The organism is Nocardia gipuzkoensis (assembly GCF_021183645.1).
GTDB lineage: Bacteria > Actinomycetota > Actinomycetes > Mycobacteriales > Mycobacteriaceae > Nocardia > Nocardia abscessus.
In genome coordinates, this window is the sequence record NZ_CP089225.1 from 5,544,397 (window position 1) to 5,564,204 (window position 19,808).

Sequence of the window (19,808 nt, forward strand, 5' to 3'; positions counted from 1 at the left end):
ATCGGGATAAGAGTGTGCCATTTCTTCCTGAGACTGCTCGGCAACCTTCCTGAGAGGCGGTTGCGCGGAACCGGTTGGACTTGCGGGGGCGTAGTGGTGGAAACTGGAGCATCGTGACCAAGACCAGCAGCTTTTCCGCCCCGAAGGGGGTACCGGACTACGTGCCACCCGGCTCGGCCGAGTTCGTCGCGGTGCGCGACGGCCTGCTGCGTGCCGCCCGACTGGCCGGGTACGGGCATATCGAGCTGCCGGTCTTCGAGGACACGGGCCTGTTCGCCCGTGGTGTCGGCGAGTCCACCGACGTGGTCACCAAGGAGATGTACACCTTCCCCGACCGGGGCGACCGCAGCGTCACCTTGCGTCCCGAAGGGACCGCGGGCGTGATGCGCGCGGTCATCGAGCACGGCCTCGACCGCGGCCAGCTGCCGGTGAAGTTGTGCTACGCGGGCCCCTTCTTCCGCTACGAGCGGCCGCAAGCCGGCCGGTACCGGCAGTTGCAGCAGGTGGGCATCGAGGCGATCGGCGTCGACGACCCGGCGCTGGACGCCGAGGTGATCGCCATCGCCGACGCCGGGTTCCGTGGCCTCGGACTCGACGGGTTCCGGCTGGAGATCACCTCGCTGGGCGACGAGACGTGCCGTCCGCAGTACCGCGAACTGCTGCAGGATTTCCTGTTCGGCCTGCCGCTGGACGAGGAGACCAAGCGGCGCGCCCAGCTCAACCCGCTGCGCGTGCTGGACGACAAGCGACCCGAGGTACGCGCGATGACCGCGGACGCGCCGCTGATGATCGATCACCTGTCGGAGTCGGCCAAGGCCCACTTCGAACAGGTGCTCGGCCACCTGGAAACGCTGGGTGTGCCGTACGTGGTCAACCCCCGCATGGTGCGTGGGCTGGACTACTACACCAAGACCACGTTCGAGTTCGTGCACGACGGTCTCGGCGCGCAGTCCGGCATCGGTGGCGGCGGCCGCTACGACGGGCTCATGGCCGAGCTCGGCGGGCAGCCGCTGTCGGGTATCGGGTTCGGCCTCGGCGTCGACCGCACCATCCTGGCGCTGGCCGCCGAAGGCAAGTCGGCGGGCGACCAGGCGCGTTGCGAGGTCTTCGGCGTGCCGCTGGGCGATGCCGCCAAGCAGCGGCTGGTGGTGCTGGCCGCACAGCTGCGGGCGGCGGGCGTCCGAGTCGATCTGGCCTACGGCGGGCGTGGTGTGAAAGGCGCGATGAAAGCGGCCGACCGTTCGGGGGCGAAGTTCACCCTCGTGCTCGGCGATCGGGATCTCGCGGAGAACACCGTGGGTCTCAAGGACATGGCGACCGGCGACCAGCGGCAGATTCCGCTGCCCGAGGCGGTCGGCGTGATCCGGGACTCGCTGGCCGGATAGCGGGTGCGCGGCGCCGTCGGGTTTCCCGGCACGAGCGCCGCACGCACGGTACTGTGCGTCGAACCCGTCGCTGACCGGGCGATGGGCGCGGTAGCGTGACCGGCGCACGACCGGCGACGGAGTCGCGAGAGGGCGGAGGAGTGTCCACGAATTCTGATGACCAGCGGGCGGTCGCACCGGTGGGGCTCGACCTGGTCGCGCCCGAGCTGTACGCGCCGATGCTGCGCCGTCTCGCGCTGGCCGCGTCGGGCATCGGGCTCGGCGCGGCGCTGCTGGCCGCGACCGTGGTGAGCTGGCCGATCGCCGTGGCCATCGGCGTCGTCGTCGGCGCGCCCACCGTGCTGTACGCCGTCGCGCTGCGCAGGCGGCGAATGTGGGTGACCGGAACGAGGATCCACGCACGCAGGCTGTTCGGTGAACGCCAGGTGGAGATGTCGGCGGCGACCGGCGTCGAGGTCCTGGTATTCCCGGCCAGGTTGAGCCGCATCGCGTTGCGGGTCACCGCGGGAGAGGTCTCCCAGGTCGTCCCGCTGGCCATGTACACCGACGCGGGCAGCGGCCGGGAACTGCACCTGCTCGGCCTGCGCAGGCTCGCCGACGCGCTGTCGGCGAGCCAATTGGCCGCGGCCGTAGCGGTTTCCGAGATGCTGGTGCACCAGTTGCGAGCCGAGGCGCGGGACGCCGGGCTTGAGGAACGGCCCCTGTATCGCGCCGTGCGGCTGGCGCGGGCGAAGGACGCGGTATCGCCGATCGTGCTGACCGACACCGAGGTCGCCACACTCGGCTGACCGTCCGCTCCCGGAGGCGCTGTCGCGTAGCTCACCGTGCGCCTTCGGAAGCGGTGAGAGTGGCTAGGGTGGGCAGCAGAAGTCCGCCGACCGCAAGGAGTTCGTCGTGAGCACCGCCGCTGGGCCCGTGACCGTCACCGTGACCGGAGCCGCGGGGCAGATCGCCTACGGCATGCTGTTCCGGATCGCCTCGGGCGCGATGCTGGGCCCGGACACGCCCGTGCGGCTGCGGCTGCTCGAGGTCCCCGCGGCGGTGGCGTCGCTGGAGGGCGTCGCGATGGAACTGGCCGACGGCGCGTTCGAGCTGCTGGCGTCCGTCGACATCAGCGACGACCCGTGGATCGGCTTCGCCGGCGCCGACGTCGCCCTGCTGGTCGGCGCCCGGCCGCGCACGGCAGGCATGGAGCGCTCGGATCTGCTGGCCGCCAACGGCGCGATCTTCACCGAGCAGGGCGCCGCGATCAACGCCAGCGCCGCGGACGACGTGCGGGTGCTCGTGATCGGCAACCCGGCCAACACCAACGCCTTCATCGCCATGAGCAACGCCCCCGATGTGCCCGCCGAGCGTTTCACCGCCATGACCAGGCTGGACCACAATCGCGCCATCGCGCAACTGGCCAAGAAGACCGGCGCGCCCGCCGCCGACATCGCGCGCGTCGCGATCTGGGGCAACCACTCCGCGACGCAGTACCCGGACATCGCGCACGCCACCATCGCCGGACGTCCCGCCCTCGACGTCATCGGCGATCGGGCCTGGGTCACCGACGAATTCGTGCCCACCGTGCAGCAGCGCGGCACCGCCATCATCCAGGCCCGCGGCGCGTCCTCGGCCGCCAGTGCGGCCAGCGCCGCGATCGATCACATCCACGACTGGGTGCGCGGCACCAGGGACGGCGACTGGGTCTCCATGGCCGTGCCCTCGGACGGCTCCTACGGCGTGCCCGAAGGGCTGATCAGCTCGTTCCCGGTCACCTGCGCGGACGGCGAGTACCGGATCGTGCCCGATCTGGTCATCGACGATCTCGCCCGGCCCCGGATCGACGCCTCGGTCGCCGAGCTGGAGCAGGAACGCGACGCCGTCATCGACCTCGGCTTCGCCAAGCGCGCCTGACCTGCCGCGGGACGCCCGGCGATCAGCGGCTGGTTACCCGACCGTCCAGGTCTCGCGTCCGGTGAGCAGGGACTGGAGCGAGTCCGGACCGACGGGTTTCTTTTCGCGAGCCGTCTCCGTCTGGTAGCGCACCCCGTCGTCGTAGGTCGGTCGCGAGACCTGGCGGAAGACCCCGGTGACGACGTGGTCGAGTCCTTGATCGGACAGCCGCGACAGCGCGTAGGCGTATTCCGGGTCGTCGGCGTAGGCGTCGTGCACCACGATGTCGGACTCCGAGACACTGTCGGCGCGAGCCACCGCGAGCCCGAAACCACGGCGAACCACCGCGAATTCGCCCTCGGCGCCGAAACGGATCGGCTCGGCGTGCCGTAGCGGGATGAGATGGTCGGCGGCGTTCTCCCGGCGCAGCGCGTCGAACGAGCCGTCGTTGAAGATCGGGCAGTCCTGCAGGATCTCCACGAACGACGTGCCGCGATGCTCCGCGGCGGCGCGTAGCACCTCGGTGAGCCCGGCGCGATCGGAATCCAGCGCGCGGGCGGCGAAGGTCGCTTCCGCGCCCAGCGCTACCGACAGGGTGTTGAACGGGTGATCCACCGAGCCCATCGGGGTCGACTTGGTCACCTTGCCCTGCTCCGACGTCGGCGAGTACTGCCCCTTGGTCAAGCCGTAGATCCGGTTGTTGAACAGCAGGATCGTCATGTTCACGTTACGGCGCAACGCGTGGATGAGATGGTTGCCGCCGATGGACAGCGCGTCGCCGTCACCGGTCACCACCCAGACCGACAGGTCGGGCCTGCTGACCGCCAGACCGGTCGCGATCGCGGGCGCGCGACCGTGGATGGAGTGGATGCCGTAGGCCTCCAAGTAGTACGGGAAGCGGCTGGAGCAGCCGATCCCGGACACGAACATCAGATTCTCCCTGCGCAACCCGAGTTCGGCGAGGAAGCCCCGCACGGTAGCCAGGATCACGTAGTCGCCGCAGCCGGGGCACCAGCGCACCTCCTGATCGGAGGTGAAGTCCTTCACCTTCTGCGGTCCGTCCGCGGACGGCACACCGGACACTCCGGTCAATCCCAGATCGGTACCGACCAGTGAGGTCTCCACGATGGTCATGCGTCACCCCCAGCTGTGCGATCGGCGGCTGTCTCGCCCGCGCTCGGCCCGGCGCAGGGTCGGTAGGTGGCCCGCGCCCGTGCGGCGAAGACCTTGTTCTGTTCCATTTCCTCGATCGACCCGTCCAGCGCCGCGTCGATGACCCCGACCAGTTCCTGGGCGGAGAACGCCGTGCCCGCGATCTTCGTCCACGGCCGCACGTCGACCAGGTACTTCGCCCGCAACAGCGTGGCCAGCTGGCCGCCGTTCATCTCCGGCGCGACCACGACGCGATAGCGGCGCAGCACCTCACCGAGGTTGGCGGGCAACGGATGCAGATGTCGTAGATGCGCCTGCGCGACCGCGACACCACGCCGCCGCGCGCGCCTGCACGCCTCGCCGATCGGGCCGTAGGAACTGCCCCAGCCGATCAACAGCAGCTCGGCGGTGCCGTCCGGATCGTCGACCGTGAGGTCGGGCACGTCGATGCCGTCGATCTTGGCCTGACGCAGGCGAACCATGAGTTCGTGATTGGCCGGGTCGTAGGAGATGTTGCCGCTACCGTCGGCCTTCTCCAGCCCGCCGATCCGGTGGGCGCGGCCTTTCGTGCCAGGGACGGCGAGCGGGCGCGCGAGCGTGTCGGGATCGCGCGCGTACGGCTGGAACGGGTCGGAGTCGTCGCCTTCCGGTTCGAACGCCGGGTCGATCGGTTCCAGCTCGGTCACCCGTGGAATGGACCACGGCTCGGAACCGTTCGCGATCGCGCCGTCGGACAGCAGCAGCACCGGCGTGCGGTAGGTGAGTGCGATCCGCGCCGCCTCCACGGCGGTGGCGAAGCAATCGGCGGGGGAACGTGGCGCGAGCACCGCCACCGGCGATTCGCCGTTGCGGCCGTAGAGCGCCTGCAACAGGTCGGCCTGCTCGGTCTTGGTCGGCAGGCCGGTCGACGGCCCGCCGCGCTGCACATCGATCACGATCAGCGGCAGTTCCGTCATCACCGCGAGGCCGATGGTTTCGCTCTTGAGCGCGAGTCCGGGACCGGAGGTACTGGTGACCCCGAGCGAGCCGCCGAGCGAAGCGCCGAGTGCCGCACCGATTCCCGCGATCTCGTCCTCGGCCTGGAAGGTGGTGACGTCGAAGTTCTTGTGCTTGCTCAGTTCGTGCAGGATGTCCGAGGCGGGCGTGATGGGGTAGGTGCCGAGGAAGACCGGCAGCCCCGCGAGCTGACCGGCGGTGATCAGGCCGTAGGCGAGCGCGGTGTTCCCGGTGATCTGGCGGTAGGTGCCCGGCGGCAGCTTGGCGGGCGCGATCTCGTAGGTGGTGGCGAAGCTCTCGGTGGTCTCGCCGTAGTTCCAGCCCGCCCGGAACGCCAGCACGTTGGCCTCGGCGATGTCCGGCTTGGTGGCGAACTTCTCTCGCATGAACTGCTCGGTGCCGCCGATCGGCCGGCCGTACATCCAGGACAGCAGGCCGAGGGCGAACATGTTCTTCGCGCGCTGGGCCTCCTTCTTGCCGATGCCGGTCGATTCGGTGGCGCCGAGGGTGAGCGAGGTCATCGGTACGCGGTGCACCACGAAGTCCGACAGGGTGTCGTCGGCCAGCGGATCGGCCGGGTAGCCGACCTTGGTCACGGCCCGCTTGGTGAACTCGTCGGTGTTGACGATGACGGTGGCGCCGCGCGGGAGATCCTCCAGGTTCGCTTTGAGCGCGGCGGGGTTCATCGCGACCAGCACGTCGGGTTGGTCGCCCGCGGTGAGGATGTCGTAGTCGGCGATCTGGATCTGGAACGACGAGACGCCCGGCAGGGTGCCCTGCGGCGCTCTGATCTCGGCGGGGAAGTTGGGCTGGGTGGCCAGGTCGTTACCGAAGGCGGCGGCCTCGTGGGTGAAGCGATCGCCCGTCAGCTGCATTCCGTCGCCGGAATCCCCGGCGAACCGAATGACGACCTTTTCCAATTTCGCTGTGCCGACATCTTTTTGGTGTGAAACCATATGCCTGCTTCACTTCCTCGTCGCTGAGAGGTGCCATCGCCAAACTACTCCGTCGAATGCGGTGCGCGCCGCCGAAGCGCGGGACCGGCGAGATTCGCGATGCTGGCGTCAGGCGAACAATGCCAGTTGCGAGCCGGTCGTGTGCGCGGTTGGGCGTCGTGTCTCGGGTTCGGCTCGCGTGCGCGCCGTCAGGCCGTGCTCCGCCAGCAGCGGAGCCACCCGCGCGCGCAGCCAGGCGGAGTACTCCGGCGTGACGTAGGCCCCCCGGCGATACAGCTGGCGGTACCGGCGCAGCAACGCCGGATGGTGCTCGGCCAGCCAGGACAGGAACCAGCCCCGCGTGCTGCCGCGCAGATGCATCGGGAACGCGACGGCCGAATCCGCCCCGGCATCGGCGATCGCGCCGAAGATCGCGTCCAGGTGCGCCCGGCCGTCGGTGAGGCAGGGGATGACCGGGGCGACCAGGACGTCGACCGCGAAACCCGCGTCGGCGAGTGCGCGCACCAGGTCCAGCCGGGCCCGGGGCGACGGTGTGCCGGGCTCCAGACTCCGGTGCAGATCCTGGTCGAGGATCGCGATGGACACCGCCAGGCTCACCCGCACCTCGCGGGAGGCCGCGGTGAGCAACGGCAGGTCGCGGCGCAGCAGGGTGCCCTTGGTGAGGATGGAGAAGGGGGTGCCGGATTCGGTCAGTGCGCGAATGATGCCCGGCATCAACCGGTATCGCCCCTCGGCGCGCTGGTAGGGATCGGTGTTGGTGCCCAGCGCCACCGGTTCGCGGTGCCAGGAGCGCCTGCCGAGTTCCTTGCGCAGCACCGCGGCGACGTTCGTCTTCACCACGATCTGCGAATCGAAGTCCCGGCCGGCGTCCAGGTCGAGATATTCGTGCGTGCCGCGCGCGAAACAGTAGCGGCACGCGTGCGAACAACCCCGCATCGGATTGACCGTCCATTGGAACGGCACGCTCGCGCCCTCGGGCACCCGGTTCAGTGCGCTCTTGCAGAGCACTTCGTGAAACGTGATGCCCTCGAACTCCGGCGTCTGCACGGTGCGCACCAGACCGGCCCGGGACAGCCCGGGCAAGGCGCCGTCCTCGGCGTCCAAGGTCTGGCTCTGCCAACGCACCCCCTCAGTCGAACATGTGTTCTAGGAACTGTCAAGCGATCTGCCTGGTGTCGGGCGGGGTGAGCCGGGCCGGGTCGGCGAAGAAGGCGACCAGGTCGCGAACCGTGTCGTCGAGCGGGCGTGGCCGGTAGCCGAGCTCACGTTCGGCCTTCCCGTGGTCGACGACGGGCGCGGAGATGAGGGCGCCGAGCGCGGCCTTGGAGACGATGTCGGAGTTGAACAGCTTGCCGAGCGGGGCCAGGACCGGGATGACGCCGGACACGAGTTTGGGGGAGATGGCGAACCGCGGCCCCCGCTTGCCGCCGTGGGTCGCGGCGGCGCGGCACAGTTCGAGCATCGAGATCATCGAGCCGCCGAGCAGGTAGTTCTCGCCGGTGTGGCCGAGTTCCGCGGCCAGGACCAGGCCCTCGGCCACGTCGCGCACGTCCACCAGGTCGAATCCGCCGCCGATCATGGCGGGCACGCGTCCCAGCGCCGCGTCCTTGAGTGTCCGGTTGATGCGCGAGAGCGGCTTGCTGTAGTCCAGCGGGCCGAACACGCCGGTGGGGTTGCACAGCACGGCGTCGAGGCCCTGGTCGATCACTGTGCGCAGCGCCACCTCGCCCGCCCATTTGGACCGGTCGTAGACCGGCAGCGCCGGGTCGGTCGAGCGGGGCGCGTTCTCGTCGATCCGGCCGCCGCAGCTGTACTGGTCGAACGCGTGGATCGAGCTGGCGTGCACCATCCGGCGCGCGCCGACGGCCAGCGCCGCCTCGGCGACCACGCGCACGCCCTCGGTGTTCACCCGCCAGGCCAGATCGTTCTTCTCCGCCAGCGTGATCACCGCGACCAGGTGGTAGACCACCTCGGCGCCGTCCAGCGCGGCACGCATCGAGGCCGGGTCGAGCACATCGCCGCGCACCCAGGTGACGCCGGGCGCCGCGGGCTCGTCGGGAATCGCCCGATCGATGGCGGCGACCTGGTGGCCGCGCTCGGTGAGGATGCGGAGCAGATTCGTGCCAAGGTAGCCGGCTGCGCCGGTCACTGCGACCTTCATGGGACAGAGAATATAGAACTTGTTCTAATTTGCAACACGTTCCAATTTTGTCCGGCTCGCCCGGTCGCCCGGCGCGTTCGGGCTCGTGACATGCCGGTCCGGTCCGCTATATTGGGCGCAACCGTAGCGGCCCTTGCCGATTCGGCAGGGAGCCGGCGGATCACGACAAGTTCATGACGCAGATCTGTACGACGATGTGGGGGGCAACTCGATGAGTGATCTCTCGGTAGAGACCGAAGCGGTCCGGGCGTTCGCCGCCACGAACGCCGGAATCGCCGGTGATCTCGCGGGGGCGGGCAATTTCGACGCGGTGCGCAACGTTTCCGCGCTGGTCCCGGTGTTCGGCTTGATCGGGGCGGACTACCTGGCGATGTTCGCCGCGGCGCAGGTGTTGCAGGCCAAGGACATCAACGATCTGTCGGCCAAGTACAGCAAGCTCTCGGAGTCGGCGTTCAGCGCCGCCGCGGCCTACGACGCCGTCGACTGGTCCAACGCGGGCGCGCTCGGGTCGATCGCGGGCCGGATCGGAGACGCGGTATGAGGCCACTGGACAGCGGCGTCATCGCGCCGCAGGACGACGCCGTCGCGCACGCGGCCGAACAGAACGTCGCCATCGGCCAGCAGACCGTGCTGGAGGCACTACAGCAGGCACCGGCCCAGGCGATGCTCGACGTGCCGCTGCCGCAACTGCCCGAAGACCTGCCGCCCATCGAGCCGCCCGCATTCGTGCTGTCGCGCAAGATCTCCGAGGATCAGCAATCGGCCGCCGCTGTGCCCGCCGGTCTGCCCGGATTGAGCGGCGCGCCGGGCGCGGAGGACACGGCGGGGATGCCGCACGAGGTGTCCGCGCTGCTCGGCGACATGAACACCGCGGTCGAGCACGTCGCCGCGCCGGTAGCCGAGTCCGCACTCGGGCAGGCGCAGGGTGTGCTCGACGGCGCGCTCGCCGCCGCGCCGAGCGCGATCAGCACCGCGGTGAACCAGGCTTCGGCCGCGGCCGCGTCGTTGCCCGCGCTGCCCGCCGACCCGGTCGCCGCGCTGATGCAGGGCGTCGCGGTTCCCGCGCTGCCCGGCGTGGACCTGCTGATGAAGCCGATCTTGGACTTGCTCAGCAGCTTCGGCACCGGTGTCATCGGCGCGTTCGACCCGACCGCGATCCTCAGCCAGTCCTCCAAGGTCATCGAGATGGCGATGCAGGTGGGCAAGGGCAGCATCAGCACGGTCGAGCAGCTGTGGCAGAGCCAGGCCGCCCGCAATGCCCAGGCCGCGAGCCAGCAGGCGAACGTGGAGGGGCAGGAGACCAGCAAGCGCGGCATCGACATCTCCGAAATCACGCAGCGGGCCGCCGCGGTCGTGCAGCAGGGCAATGCCCAGTTGCTCGGGATCGCGTCCTCGTTCGCCACCCAGGCCACCGCGTTCGCGCCGGTGATCCTCACCCCGCCCGCGCAGGCGGCGCTGATCGCCTCGGCCACCGAGCATCTCGGTAGCGCCGTCGGCGTGGTCAACGCCACCCGGGGGGATCTGGCGGGCAAGACCGGCGAGCTCGGCAGCATGGTGCAGCAGCTGGTCGCGCCGGGCGGCGGGCCCGCGCCCCAGGAGGTCGCGCAGGCGCTGGCGCAGAACGTCGGCCAGCCGATCCTGGAGCAGGCGCAGTCGACCGCGTCCGAGACCGCGACGAAGGCGGCGGGCCTGGACTCCTACACGCCAGGAACGTCGAGCCCGACGACCACTCCGTCGTCGGTGCACAACACGCACAGTCCCAGTTCCAACCACGGGGTGCCGAGCGGACTGCTCGGCAGCAACCCCAGCCGGTCCGGAAGCCCGAGCACGTCCTCGGTGCCCAAGGCCACCGGCCTGCCCGGCACCACGGTCCCACCGATCCGCTCGGTCGCCGGTGTCCCCGGCGTTTCGCTCGGTACCGGCGCACCCGGTAGCACCACACCCGCGGGATCGAGCAGCTTCATGGGTGGTCCGGCGGGCGCCGCGGGGCAACGGAGCAACGAGGAGGAGCACTCGCGCACGGTGCAGCCGTACCAGAGCCCCACCGGCAACGAGGATCTCACCGGTCCGCTCGGCGAATCCACGCCGGACGTCATCGGCGCGACGCACTCGGACGAGATCATCAGTTCGGACTACGAGCAGGACCAGTTCTGACCCGATCCCCGGGTGCCCGGCGCGGCACTCGGCCCGAACGGACCGTGGCCGTTCGGGCCGAGTGACGAGCGAGTGTCAGTTGTCCTGGACGAACGCGTCGAGCAACTTCTTGTAGAGGTCGGCGAAACGCTTGCGTGCGGCCTGCTGCTCGCTGCCGAGCCCCTCGGTGGTTTCCGGCGAGTACACCACCAGATGCACATCCTGAGCCGGTGACTGCGGCATGTAGTCGATGATCCGGCTGCTCTGATCGATGGGCCTCGGCACGCCGAGGTCCGCCGCGGCCAGTGCGTTGGTCTCGGCCAGCGCGGCGCTGAGCACGTCGGGCGGAATGTGACCGTCGATCCGCTTCGGCGCGGTCTCGGGTCGGCGGTCGGCGGCCACGGCGTCGGGGCTGCTGACCGCACGGCCGTCGGCGAAGATCTCCAGCTGTGGGCGGAGATCGGTCCGGGCCTGCCAACCATCCGGGATGGTGGTCAGCGTGAACAGTGCCAGCGGTGCGGCGATCGGCGGTAGCGCACTGGGGCGATCCAGGGCCGGGTCGGCCGTTGCGGCGCCCGAGCCCGCCGCCACGATCAGCAGCACAACCAGCAGAACAGCTTTCGTTACTCGCATCGATCCCATCTTCCGGTGCCGTCCGTGTTCGCCTGCGGCGCAGGCGGACTGCCGTAGATCATGACAGCGCGCCGGCCCTTGCGGTACCGGCGCGCTGTATCGGATCCGATCCGGTTCTACCGCACGGTGGGCGGATTGTTGAGGTCCTGCGCCGAATACGTGTCACACGCACGCACCTGACCGGTCCGGTAACCGGTGAGGAACCACTTCTGGCGCTGCTCGGACGAACCGTGCGTCCAGGCTTCGGGATTCACCCGGCCCTGCGCCGCGCGCTGGATGCGGTCGTCGCCGACCGCCGCTGCCGCCGACAGCGCGTCGGCGACGTCCTTGTCCGACAGCGGCTTCAGGAACGGCTGGTCGCTGCCGGGCGCGGGCTGCTGGTCCGCGAAATGCGCCCAGATGCCCGCGTAGCAGTCGGCCTGCAGTTCGGTACGCACCGCGCCGGACTCCGGTCCGCGCGGATCGCGTTGTGCGCGGCCGAGGTCACCCAGCAGGTTCTGGATGTGATGGCCGATCTCGTGCGCCACCACGTATTCCTGGGCGAGCGGACCGCCGCTGGCGCCGAAGCGATCCACCAGATCCTGGAAGAAGCTGGTGTCGAAGTAGGCGGTCCGATCGGCCGGGCAGTAGAACGGGCCGACATCGCTGGTGGCGTTGCCGCAGCCGGTGGAGGTGGCGCCGGAGAAGAGCACGACCTTCGGCTCGGCATAGCGCTTGCCGGCCTGCTTCGGCAGCTCGGCCGACCACACCGCGTCCAGACTCTGCGCGGTGAGCGCCACCCGGCAGTCGACGTACTTGTTGGCGTCCGCGCCGGTCTTGCAGTGGCTCGGGGTGCCCTCCGTCCCGGGCTGGGTCTGGCTCTGCTCGGGCGCGCCGGTGAAATTGCCGAGGATGGAGCCGGGGTCGCCACCCATCAGCAGCGTCAGTACCAGCACGATGAGTCCGCCCGCGCCGCCGCCCAGCGCGAGTTTGCCGCCCATGCCGGGACCGCCGGAGGAAACCCGGTCCGGATCGATCTGCATGCCCTCGTTGAAGGTCATCGCCGTCGCTTTCTCGCTTGTCCGTCGGGGTCACACAGCCCTCGGTCGTACGAGCCCCGGTTCACACTCCGCGGGTACAGCTTGGCACGGGCGCGGTGATATCGGTTTCCACTCGGGGAATGTGTCTCACTACGATGGTCTCGCACCTGGTCACACCGAGCCCGGTGCCGAGTCGTCGAAAGGAACCCCGTGCTGCGCACCCACTTGGCTGGTTCGCTGCGAAGCGAGCATGCCGGTCAGACCGTCACTCTCACCGGCTGGGTGGCCCGGCGGCGTGACCACGGTGGGGTGATCTTCATCGATCTGCGCGACGCGTCGGGTGTCGCCCAGGCGGTCTTCCGCGAGGGCGAACCCGCCGAACAGGCGCACCGGCTGCGCGCCGAGTACTGCGTGCGCGTCACCGGCACCGTGGAGGCACGGCCGAGCGGCAACGAGAACCCCGAACTGCCCACCGGCGCCATCGAGGTGAACGTCAGCGAGCTCGAAGTGCTGAACGAGAGCGCTCCGTTGCCGTTCCAGCTGGACGAGCAGCCCGGTGAGGAAGCGCGCCTGAAGCACCGCTACCTGGACCTGCGCCGCGAAGGCCCGGCGCACGCCATCCGGCTGCGGTCCAGGGTGAACGCGGCCGCCCGTGAGGTGCTCGCCCGCCACGAGTTCATCGAGGTCGAGACCCCCACGCTGACCCGGTCCACGCCCGAGGGCGCGCGCGACTTCCTGGTGCCCGCCCGCCTGCAGCCGGGCAGCTTCTACGCCCTGCCGCAGAGTCCGCAGCTGTTCAAGCAGCTGCTGATGGTCGGCGGCATCGAACGCTACTACCAGATCGCGCGGTGCTACCGCGACGAGGACTTCCGCGCCGACCGCCAGCCGGAATTCACCCAGCTCGACATCGAGATGAGCTTTGTACGCCAGGAGGACGTGATCCTGCTGGCGGAGGAGATCCTGGTCGCGCTGTGGAAGCTGGTCGGTTACGAGATCCAGACCCCGATCCCGCACATGACCTACGCCGAGGCCATGCGCCGTTTCGGCACCGACAAGCCCGACCTGCGCTTCGGCGTGGAGATCACCGAGTGCACCGACTACTTCGCCGACACCCCGTTCCGGGTGTTCCAAGCGCCCTACGTGGGCGCGGTGGTCATGCCGGGCGGTGCGAGCCAGCCGCGGCGACAGCTCGACGCCTGGCAGGAGTGGGCCAAGCAGCGCGGCGCCAAGGGGCTGGCGTACGTCCTGGTGAACGAGGACGGCACGCTCGGCGGCCCGGTCGCCAAGAACCTCAGCGAAGCCGAGCGCGAGGGGCTGGCCAAGCACGTCGGCGCGGTCCCCGGTGACTGTGTGTTCTTCGCCGCGGGCGCACCGAAGGCGCAGCGTGCGTTGCTCGGCGCGGCCCGTGTGGAGATCGCCCGCAAGGTCGGGCTCATCGACGAGGACGCCTGGTCGTTCGTGTGGGTCGTGGACGCGCCCCTGTTCGAGCCGACCGTCGAGGCGACCGCGAGCGGCGACGTGGCGGTGGGCCACTCCGCGTGGACCGCGGTGCATCACGCTTTCACCTCGCCGAAGCCGGAGTCGCTGGACACTTTCGACGCCGACCCGGGCTCGGCGCTGGCCTACGCCTACGACATCGTCTGCAACGGCAACGAGATCGGTGGCGGATCGATTCGTATCCACCGCCGCGACGTGCAGGAACGCGTTTTCGAGGTCATGGGGATCAGTCAGGAGGAGGCGCAGGAGAAGTTCGGCTTCCTGCTGGACGCCTTCGCCTTCGGCGCTCCGCCGCACGGTGGGATCGCCTTCGGCTGGGACCGGGTCACCGCGCTGCTGGCGGGGGAGGACTCGATCCGTGAGGTCATCGCGTTCCCGAAGACTGGTGGCGGCGTCGACCCGCTGACCGACGCACCCGCGCCGATCACCGCGCAGCAGCGCAAAGAGGCGGGACTGGACGTCAAGCCGGAGCAGCAGAAGACTGCCGGCGCCGCGACCGCGTCGTAGCGGAGCAACCGCTCGAACGGTACTTTTGGTCAGCCGCGTCCCTGCTCGAGGACGCCGACCGCGAGGAAATCCGTTGCTGCACTTGCGCATGATCAGCCCGCCGGAGATCACCTAGGCGGCGCTCGAGGTGCTCGCCGCCGATCCCGGGGTCACGCACGTGACCCTGGCACGCGGCCTCGCGCTGGAGCCGGAAGGCGATCTCGTGCAGGCGGACGTGGCTCGTGAAGCCGCCAACGACGTACTCGATGACCTGACCGCGCTGGGTATCTGCCGGTCCGGCGGTATGACACTCACGCCGGTCGAGACGGTTCTGTCGGACGCGGGTGAGCGTGCGGTGCACGAGGCGCCCGGCGATCCGAGCGACGCGGTGGTGTGGGAGGAACTGCTCGCGCAGACCCACGAGGAGTCGAGCCTCAGCGCGGCGTTCCTGGCGTTCCTCACGATCGCCTGCCTGCTCGCCGCCGTCGGCGTCGCGACCGATTCGCCGGTGACCATCGTCGGCGCCATGGTCGTCGGCCCGGAGTTCGGGCCGCTGGCCGCCTTCGCGGTCGCGGTGGTGCGCAGGGACTTTCAGCTGGTCCGGCGGTCGGCGGCGGCGCTCGCGGTCGGCTTCCCGGTGGCGATGGTCGTCACGCTACTGGCGACAGTGGTGTGGCAGCAGATCGGCTGGATCGCCATCGATGGGGTGTCGAGCATCCACGAGGTCGACTTCATCTACCAGGTAGGGCCGTTCTCCCTGGTCGTCGCACTACTGGCGGGCGCGGCGGGCATGCTGTCGCTGGTGACCGCGAAATCGGCCGCGCTGGTCGGCGTGTTCATCTCGGTGACGACCGTGCCCGCGGCCGGATTCGCCGTCGTCGCCGCGACTTTGGGGGAGTGGCGGGTGGCGTTTTCTGTCCGCGGGGCAGCTGGCCGTGAACATGGCGGGCATCGTCGTGGCCGGGATCGTGGTACTCGCCCTCCGGCCTCGCGCGGGCAGCGAGGCCGGACCGGTGGGGCGATTCAAGCGGTGGATCGGGACACGCGTTCGGATCGGCGGATGACCGCGCTTCAGTATGCCGCGACGGTGCCGCCGGTGAGCGTGCGATAGGCGTAGGTCACCGCGATGGTGGCGACCGGGCCCGCGATCAGCAGGCCGAACCCGCACAGCAGCAGGCCGAGGAACGTCACCACCAGCACCGCCAGCGCGAGCAGCAGCACCTGCCCGGCGTTGGCGACCACCAGCGTGAAGCTGGACTTCAGCGCCTCGAACGGACCCTGGTCCTGGTCGACCACGAAATGCAGCGAGAACATGCACAGCCAGCCGGCGATCAGACCGGGGACGAGGCAGATCGCCGAGCCGATGAAAGTCAGTGTGAACGCCAGTAGCGCGGTGAGCAGCACGTTGCCCGCGTTCACGAAGCGGAAGTAGGCGCCGAAGGGCGGGGGCGTGCCGTCGGCCTCGTACAGCGCGCCGCGCACCATGGCCGCCTGCAGCAGCCAGATCGCGGCCATGACCGCCAGGAAGATGAGCAGCAGTGGCAGCATCGTCGTCGGGTCGGTGATCCGCACGACGAGCAGGAATGCCAGGTAGATGACCAGGCCGACCGCGGTCACCCCGGCCCACGGCCCCGGATTGGCCCGGAACCTCGCCCAGCCGTAACTGAGCGCCTGACCGACGTCCAGCGAACTCGGACCCACCTGGACCTGCTGGTAGCCGTAGACCGGCTCCTGCGCCTGCGCGGGGCCGGGCGGCGCCCATCCCGGCCCGGTGCCCTGCGGGCCGTAGCTGGGGTGCGGGCCGCCCACCGGCGGGGGCGGCTCCAGCGGTTCGCTGCCGTAGTGCGCCGCGCCGGGGCCCTCGAACTGCGGATATCCGGACGAACCCGCCATCTCGTGGCGGGGATGGCCGGTCCCGGGACCGGAAGCCTGCGGATGCGGGCTCTCGTGCTGGCCCGGCCGTGGCGCGAAGCGTTCGTCGTCGTTCGGGGAGGTAGCGCCGCCAGCTGATGGTTTGGGTGCGGGGGGCGGTGTTTCGGTCATGCGTAGACCTTTCCACTCAACTGGTTTGCGGTGTGGCGCATGGCAGTTGACGATGAGAAAACCCGACCGCTGTCGAGGTGTCAAGCGACCTGCGGTCGCGCTCCGGCCTCGCCGGAGACACGCCGAGCGACGCGGAAAGGTTGTGTAACCGCTCGCTAGAAGTGACCGGATGCGAGTAGCTTGAGAGTCGATGACCGCACTATTGGCCGAACGCGCCGCCGAAGTCGTGTCCGCAGCGCAACAGTTGCTCACAAAGCGAATGGGTGCTCCGGTAAAGCTGAGCGATCCGATCGAACTCAGCGGTAGTGGTAGGACGACGGTCCTACGCGTGCGTGTAGCGGAGAACGCATTCTCGTTACCGCGAACCCTGATCATCAAGCAGGTTCGCGGAGCCGCCCAAGATCGCCGCACCGGAGGGCTGGCGCCCGGGGTGGCCAGCATCGATTCCGCTTTCCTCCGCGAGGCGGTGTCCTACCAGTTCACCACCGCTCTGAGCCGGGAACACCGGCCGGGCGCCTACCTGATCGCGCACAGCCTCCCCGACCGCCTGCTGATCCTCAGCGACCTCGGCGAGAACTCGCTGCTGACCGCCGTGCTGCGGTCGGGCACCGAGACCGCGGCCCGCAACGCCCTGATGGCTTTCGCCCAGGCGCTGGGCCGGATGCACGCCGCCACTGTCGGGCGCGAGGCGGACTTCGTCGCGCTGCTGCGCCGGGTGGACGTGGTGCACCGGGTGGACGGCATCGCGCAGCAGGCCGAATCGGCGATCGCGGAGGTGCCCGGACTGCTGCAGCGCGAACTGGGCATCGAGGTGCCCGGCGAGATCGCCGAGCGGATCGTGCGGGGCAATCGGCTGTACTCCGCGGGCCGCTTCCGGGCGTTCAGCCCCTCGGACCTGTGCCCGGACAATGTGATCTTGAACGAGGAGGGCGCTCGCTTCCTCGACTACGAGTGGGGCGGATTCCGCGACGCCACCCTGGACATCGCCTACGCCCTGGTGTCGTTCCCCGGCTGCCTGTGCGATGTCGAGCTCTCCCGCGAACGCGCCAAGCAGATGGTGGAGGCGTGGCGCGCGGAGGTCGTCGGCGTTTGGCCCGCGCTGGCCGACGACGAGCAGCTCGACGAACGAATTCTGGAAGCCAGGCTGATCTGGGTCTGGCTGTCCACCTACTGGTTCCTGCCCGCCGACCACACGCGCATCGCGGCCGCCAGGGAGCACGGCCTGTCGGTGCCGCGCTCGGCGGCGCTGATCAACCGCTGGGCCGCGCTCGCCGAAGACGCGCGGTGCACGGGTGACGACATCGTGGGTGATTTCGCCGAGGACGTGTCGGCGATGCTGGAAGAGCGCTGGTCGGAGTAGGTCTCCGCCGGCGGGCGTCGGCCGGGCCCGCCGAGGACGCGAGCGGGCGCGGGGAAGGGGGAGTATCGGGTGGGTTACCTACTGCTCGTCGTGTTCGCGATCGGTCTCATCGCCGCCGCGCTCGGCGTCGTGATCGTGCGACGGAACAGGGCCCGCGGCCGGATCGGCGAAGACACGACGACTCGCGCCCGCGCGGCCGGGGCCCAGCTCAGCAAAGCAGCCCGCGGTCGGCAGTGGCGGAAGGGCAAACCGAACAACTACTCCGCAGGAGGCGGAGGATGCGGCGGCGGTGGTGGGGGATGCGCCGGCGGGGAGTGATCTTCCACGTCGGTCAGCCGAGCGGCACCTGCCGTGGCTCGATCCGTCCCCCGGAACGGACGGCGAACGAAGCGCCATGGCGTACACCGGAATTCGGGTCGGCCACGTTGAGTAGGTAGTACCAGTCCATCTGCGCGTGGTCCGCGGTGACCTCCAGGACGCCGTAGCCGTGCGAATCCAGTTCCACGTAGCGCAGATGACGGTTGACCGTCGCGAGCGATGCGGCCAGCGGCGCGGAGTTCATCCGGAGCAGATCGCCGATGCTGGTCGAGGTCACCGAGGGCACCACGAACTCCGCGCCCGCCGTCGCCCCGCCCGGGTAGTTCGCCGCGTCCACCGGCAGATCCGCTGCCCACGAGGAGTGGATGTCGCCGGTCAGGAACAGCACGTCGGAGATCTGCTGGTCGAGGATGGCGCGGAACAGGCGGGCGCGGTCGGCGGTGTAGCCGTCCCACTGGTCGCCGTTCAGCGCCGGGCCGGCCTGCGGGACGCCCACGGTGCTGGTGATCGCCGCCGTGGTGGCGGGCTCCAGCGGCGGCGGGAAGACCAGCGGAGCGATCATCACCGAGTTGCCGACCAGCTTCCACCGCACCGGCGCCGACGCCAGGCCCGCGGTCAGCCACTCCATCTGAGCCTTGCCGGTGAGGCTGCGCGCCGGATCGTCGGCGTCCCGCCAGTGCGCTCCGGGCTTCGCCTCCTGGTCTCGGTAGCTGCGCAGATCGAGCATGGCGAGTTCGGCCAGGGTGCCGAAGCGCAGCCTGCGGTAGATCCGCACGTCGGCGCCGGACCCGGACGCGCGGACCGGCATCCATTCCAGGTAGGCCCGGGCGGAGGCGGCGCGCCGGTCGGCCCAGTCGCCCTCGGTGGCGGCATCGTGGTTGTTCGCGCCGCCGGACCAGGAATTGTCCGCGGATTCGTGGTCGTCCCAGGTGCAGATGAACGGCAGCGTGGCGTGCAGGCCGAGCAGATCCGGGTCGGTCTTGTACTGCGCGTGGCGGACGCGGTAATCGGCCAGGCTCACGATCTCGTCGGCCGGTTCGTGCGGACGCACGGTGCCGTTGCGGCCGCCGTACTTGCCCCGGCCGTATTCGTAGATGTAGTCGCCCAGGTGCACGATCGCGTCCAGGTCGGTGCGGGCGGCCAGGTGGCGGTAGGCGCCGAAGTAGCCCGCCTCCCAGTTCGAGCAGGAGACCACGCCGAATCGGAGACGCTCCGGTGTGCCCGCGGTGGCGGGCGCGGTTTTGGTACGACCAACGGGGGAGGTCTCGCCGAGCGCGCTGAAGCGATAGAAGTACTCCACACTCGGCGCGAGGCCGGAAACGTCGACCTTGACGGTGTGGTCGGACTCCGCCGCGGCTGTCGCGGTTCCGGATGCGGCGATCGAGGCGAACCGGTCGTCCGCGGCGATCTCCCAGCGCACGGCCGCCGGGTCGCCCAGGCCCGAGCCGGGGACGGCGTCGTCGGAGACGGTGACGCGGGTCCAGAGGATCACGCCCTCGGGAAGCGGGTCGCCCGAGGCGACGCCGTGCCGGAAAACCTGGGTGGCGGCTGCCGCGCGTCCGGCGCCCCGGACCGCGGTGGCGGTGGCGGCGGCCGCGGTGCCCGCCAAGAGTGTGCGCCGAGCGAAGCGCGGAACGGACGAGGGATCTGAAACGGAAGCGTTTTCAGGCACGGGTCCCGATCCCAACCGAAGTAATGGCGCCTCGCAACTCGGCCCGCCTTCGCGCTGGTCCGGGCCGCGGGACCGCTGGGCGGGCACGGCATGTCGTGCTGTCGGTGCGGCTGGGTAAC

Annotated in this window: 16 protein-coding genes and 1 pseudogene; 9 read left to right on the top strand and 8 right to left on the bottom strand. The window is 69.9% G+C overall.

Features of this window, described 5'->3' with window-relative positions; all coding sequences use genetic code 11:
* The first annotated feature begins 113 nt into the window (after window positions 1-113).
* From hisS to LTT66_RS25315, 3 genes are all read left to right on the top strand, one after another.
* Window positions 114-1,385 carry a histidine--tRNA ligase gene (gene hisS, locus LTT66_RS25305; RefSeq protein ID WP_233060936.1) on the top strand — a complete coding sequence of 424 codons (1,272 nt, stop codon included), beginning with the start codon at window positions 114-116 and terminating at the stop codon, window positions 1,383-1,385.
* Window positions 1,386-1,525: 140 nt separating this feature from the next.
* On the top strand, window positions 1,526-2,173 hold the full coding sequence (locus tag LTT66_RS25310; RefSeq protein ID WP_181720819.1) for a hypothetical protein: 648 nt from the start codon (window positions 1,526-1,528) through the stop codon (window positions 2,171-2,173).
* Window positions 2,174-2,345: 172 nt separating this feature from the next.
* Entirely contained in the window at window positions 2,346-3,284 is a 939-nt protein-coding gene (locus LTT66_RS25315) for a malate dehydrogenase (RefSeq protein WP_233069394.1), read from the top strand.
* 33 nt (window positions 3,285-3,317) lie between these two features.
* Here the strand turns inward: LTT66_RS25315 and LTT66_RS25320 are convergent, their stop codons facing one another.
* The 4 genes from LTT66_RS25320 to LTT66_RS25335 all read right to left on the bottom strand — a co-directional run bounded on the left by LTT66_RS25320 (window position 3,318) and on the right by LTT66_RS25335 (window position 8,528).
* Complete coding sequence (locus tag LTT66_RS25320) at window positions 3,318-4,397, bottom strand: 2-oxoacid:ferredoxin oxidoreductase subunit beta (RefSeq protein WP_181720821.1); 1,080 nt, start codon at window positions 4,395-4,397, stop codon at window positions 3,318-3,320.
* Window positions 4,394-6,367 (bottom strand): 2-oxoacid:acceptor oxidoreductase subunit alpha, encoded by a 1,974-nt coding sequence (locus LTT66_RS25325; RefSeq protein ID WP_233060937.1) that lies wholly within the window; start codon window positions 6,365-6,367, stop codon window positions 4,394-4,396. Before LTT66_RS25325 ends, LTT66_RS25320 begins: the two co-directional genes overlap by 4 nt.
* A gap of 108 nt (window positions 6,368-6,475) precedes the next feature.
* Window positions 6,476-7,492 (bottom strand): Rv2578c family radical SAM protein, encoded by a 1,017-nt coding sequence (locus tag LTT66_RS25330; protein WP_195064282.1) that lies wholly within the window; start codon window positions 7,490-7,492, stop codon window positions 6,476-6,478.
* A 31-nt stretch (window positions 7,493-7,523) separates the two neighbouring features.
* Window positions 7,524-8,528 carry an NAD-dependent epimerase/dehydratase family protein gene (locus LTT66_RS25335; protein WP_233060938.1) on the bottom strand — a complete coding sequence of 335 codons (1,005 nt, stop codon included), beginning with the start codon at window positions 8,526-8,528 and terminating at the stop codon, window positions 7,524-7,526.
* Window positions 8,529-8,739: 211 nt separating this feature from the next.
* Here LTT66_RS25335 and LTT66_RS25340 point away from each other — a divergent pair, with 211 nt between their 5' ends.
* Window positions 8,740-9,069 carry a type VII secretion target gene (locus LTT66_RS25340; protein WP_233060939.1) on the top strand — a complete coding sequence of 110 codons (330 nt, stop codon included), beginning with the start codon at window positions 8,740-8,742 and terminating at the stop codon, window positions 9,067-9,069.
* Window positions 9,066-10,682, top strand: coding sequence for a hypothetical protein (locus LTT66_RS25345; RefSeq protein WP_233060940.1), 1,617 nt, complete (start codon window positions 9,066-9,068; stop codon window positions 10,680-10,682). The genes LTT66_RS25340 and LTT66_RS25345 overlap by 4 nt, the downstream gene beginning before the upstream one ends.
* Window positions 10,683-10,757: 75 nt before the next feature.
* Here the strand turns inward: LTT66_RS25345 and LTT66_RS25350 are convergent, their stop codons facing one another.
* Window positions 10,758-11,294, bottom strand: a complete 537-nt coding sequence (locus LTT66_RS25350) for a hypothetical protein (RefSeq protein WP_181720826.1) — start codon at window positions 11,292-11,294, stop codon at window positions 10,758-10,760.
* 116 nt (window positions 11,295-11,410) lie between these two features.
* Window positions 11,411-12,334 carry a KPN_02809 family neutral zinc metallopeptidase gene (ypfJ, locus tag LTT66_RS25355; protein ID WP_181720827.1) on the bottom strand — a complete coding sequence of 308 codons (924 nt, stop codon included), beginning with the start codon at window positions 12,332-12,334 and terminating at the stop codon, window positions 11,411-11,413.
* Window positions 12,335-12,523: 189 nt separating this feature from the next.
* On the opposite strand from ypfJ, the gene aspS reads away from it, so the two are divergent.
* Window positions 12,524-14,317, top strand: a complete 1,794-nt coding sequence (gene aspS, locus LTT66_RS25360) for an aspartate--tRNA ligase (protein WP_233060941.1) — start codon at window positions 12,524-12,526, stop codon at window positions 14,315-14,317.
* 127 nt (window positions 14,318-14,444) lie between these two features.
* Window positions 14,445-15,360: pseudogene (locus tag LTT66_RS25365) on the top strand (DUF389 domain-containing protein).
* 7 nt (window positions 15,361-15,367) lie between these two features.
* Here LTT66_RS25365 and LTT66_RS25370 read toward each other — a convergent pair.
* Window positions 15,368-16,339 carry a hypothetical protein gene (locus LTT66_RS25370; protein ID WP_233069536.1) on the bottom strand — a complete coding sequence of 324 codons (972 nt, stop codon included), beginning with the start codon at window positions 16,337-16,339 and terminating at the stop codon, window positions 15,368-15,370.
* Between the two features lie 190 nt (window positions 16,340-16,529).
* On the opposite strand from LTT66_RS25370, the gene LTT66_RS25375 reads away from it, so the two are divergent.
* The gene (locus LTT66_RS25375) at window positions 16,530-17,699 is read left to right on the top strand and encodes a phosphotransferase family protein (protein ID WP_043694066.1); all 1,170 of its coding nucleotides are present in this window, start codon (window positions 16,530-16,532) and stop codon (window positions 17,697-17,699) included.
* 69 nt (window positions 17,700-17,768) lie between these two features.
* The gene (locus LTT66_RS25380; protein ID WP_233060942.1) at window positions 17,769-18,017 is read left to right on the top strand and encodes a hypothetical protein; all 249 of its coding nucleotides are present in this window, start codon (window positions 17,769-17,771) and stop codon (window positions 18,015-18,017) included.
* A gap of 13 nt (window positions 18,018-18,030) precedes the next feature.
* Here LTT66_RS25380 and LTT66_RS25385 read toward each other — a convergent pair whose 3' ends face one another.
* A complete protein-coding gene (locus LTT66_RS25385; protein WP_233060943.1) occupies window positions 18,031-19,626 on the bottom strand; it encodes an alkaline phosphatase D family protein in 1,596 nt (531 codons plus the stop codon).
* Window positions 19,627-19,808: the final 182 nt, after the last annotated feature.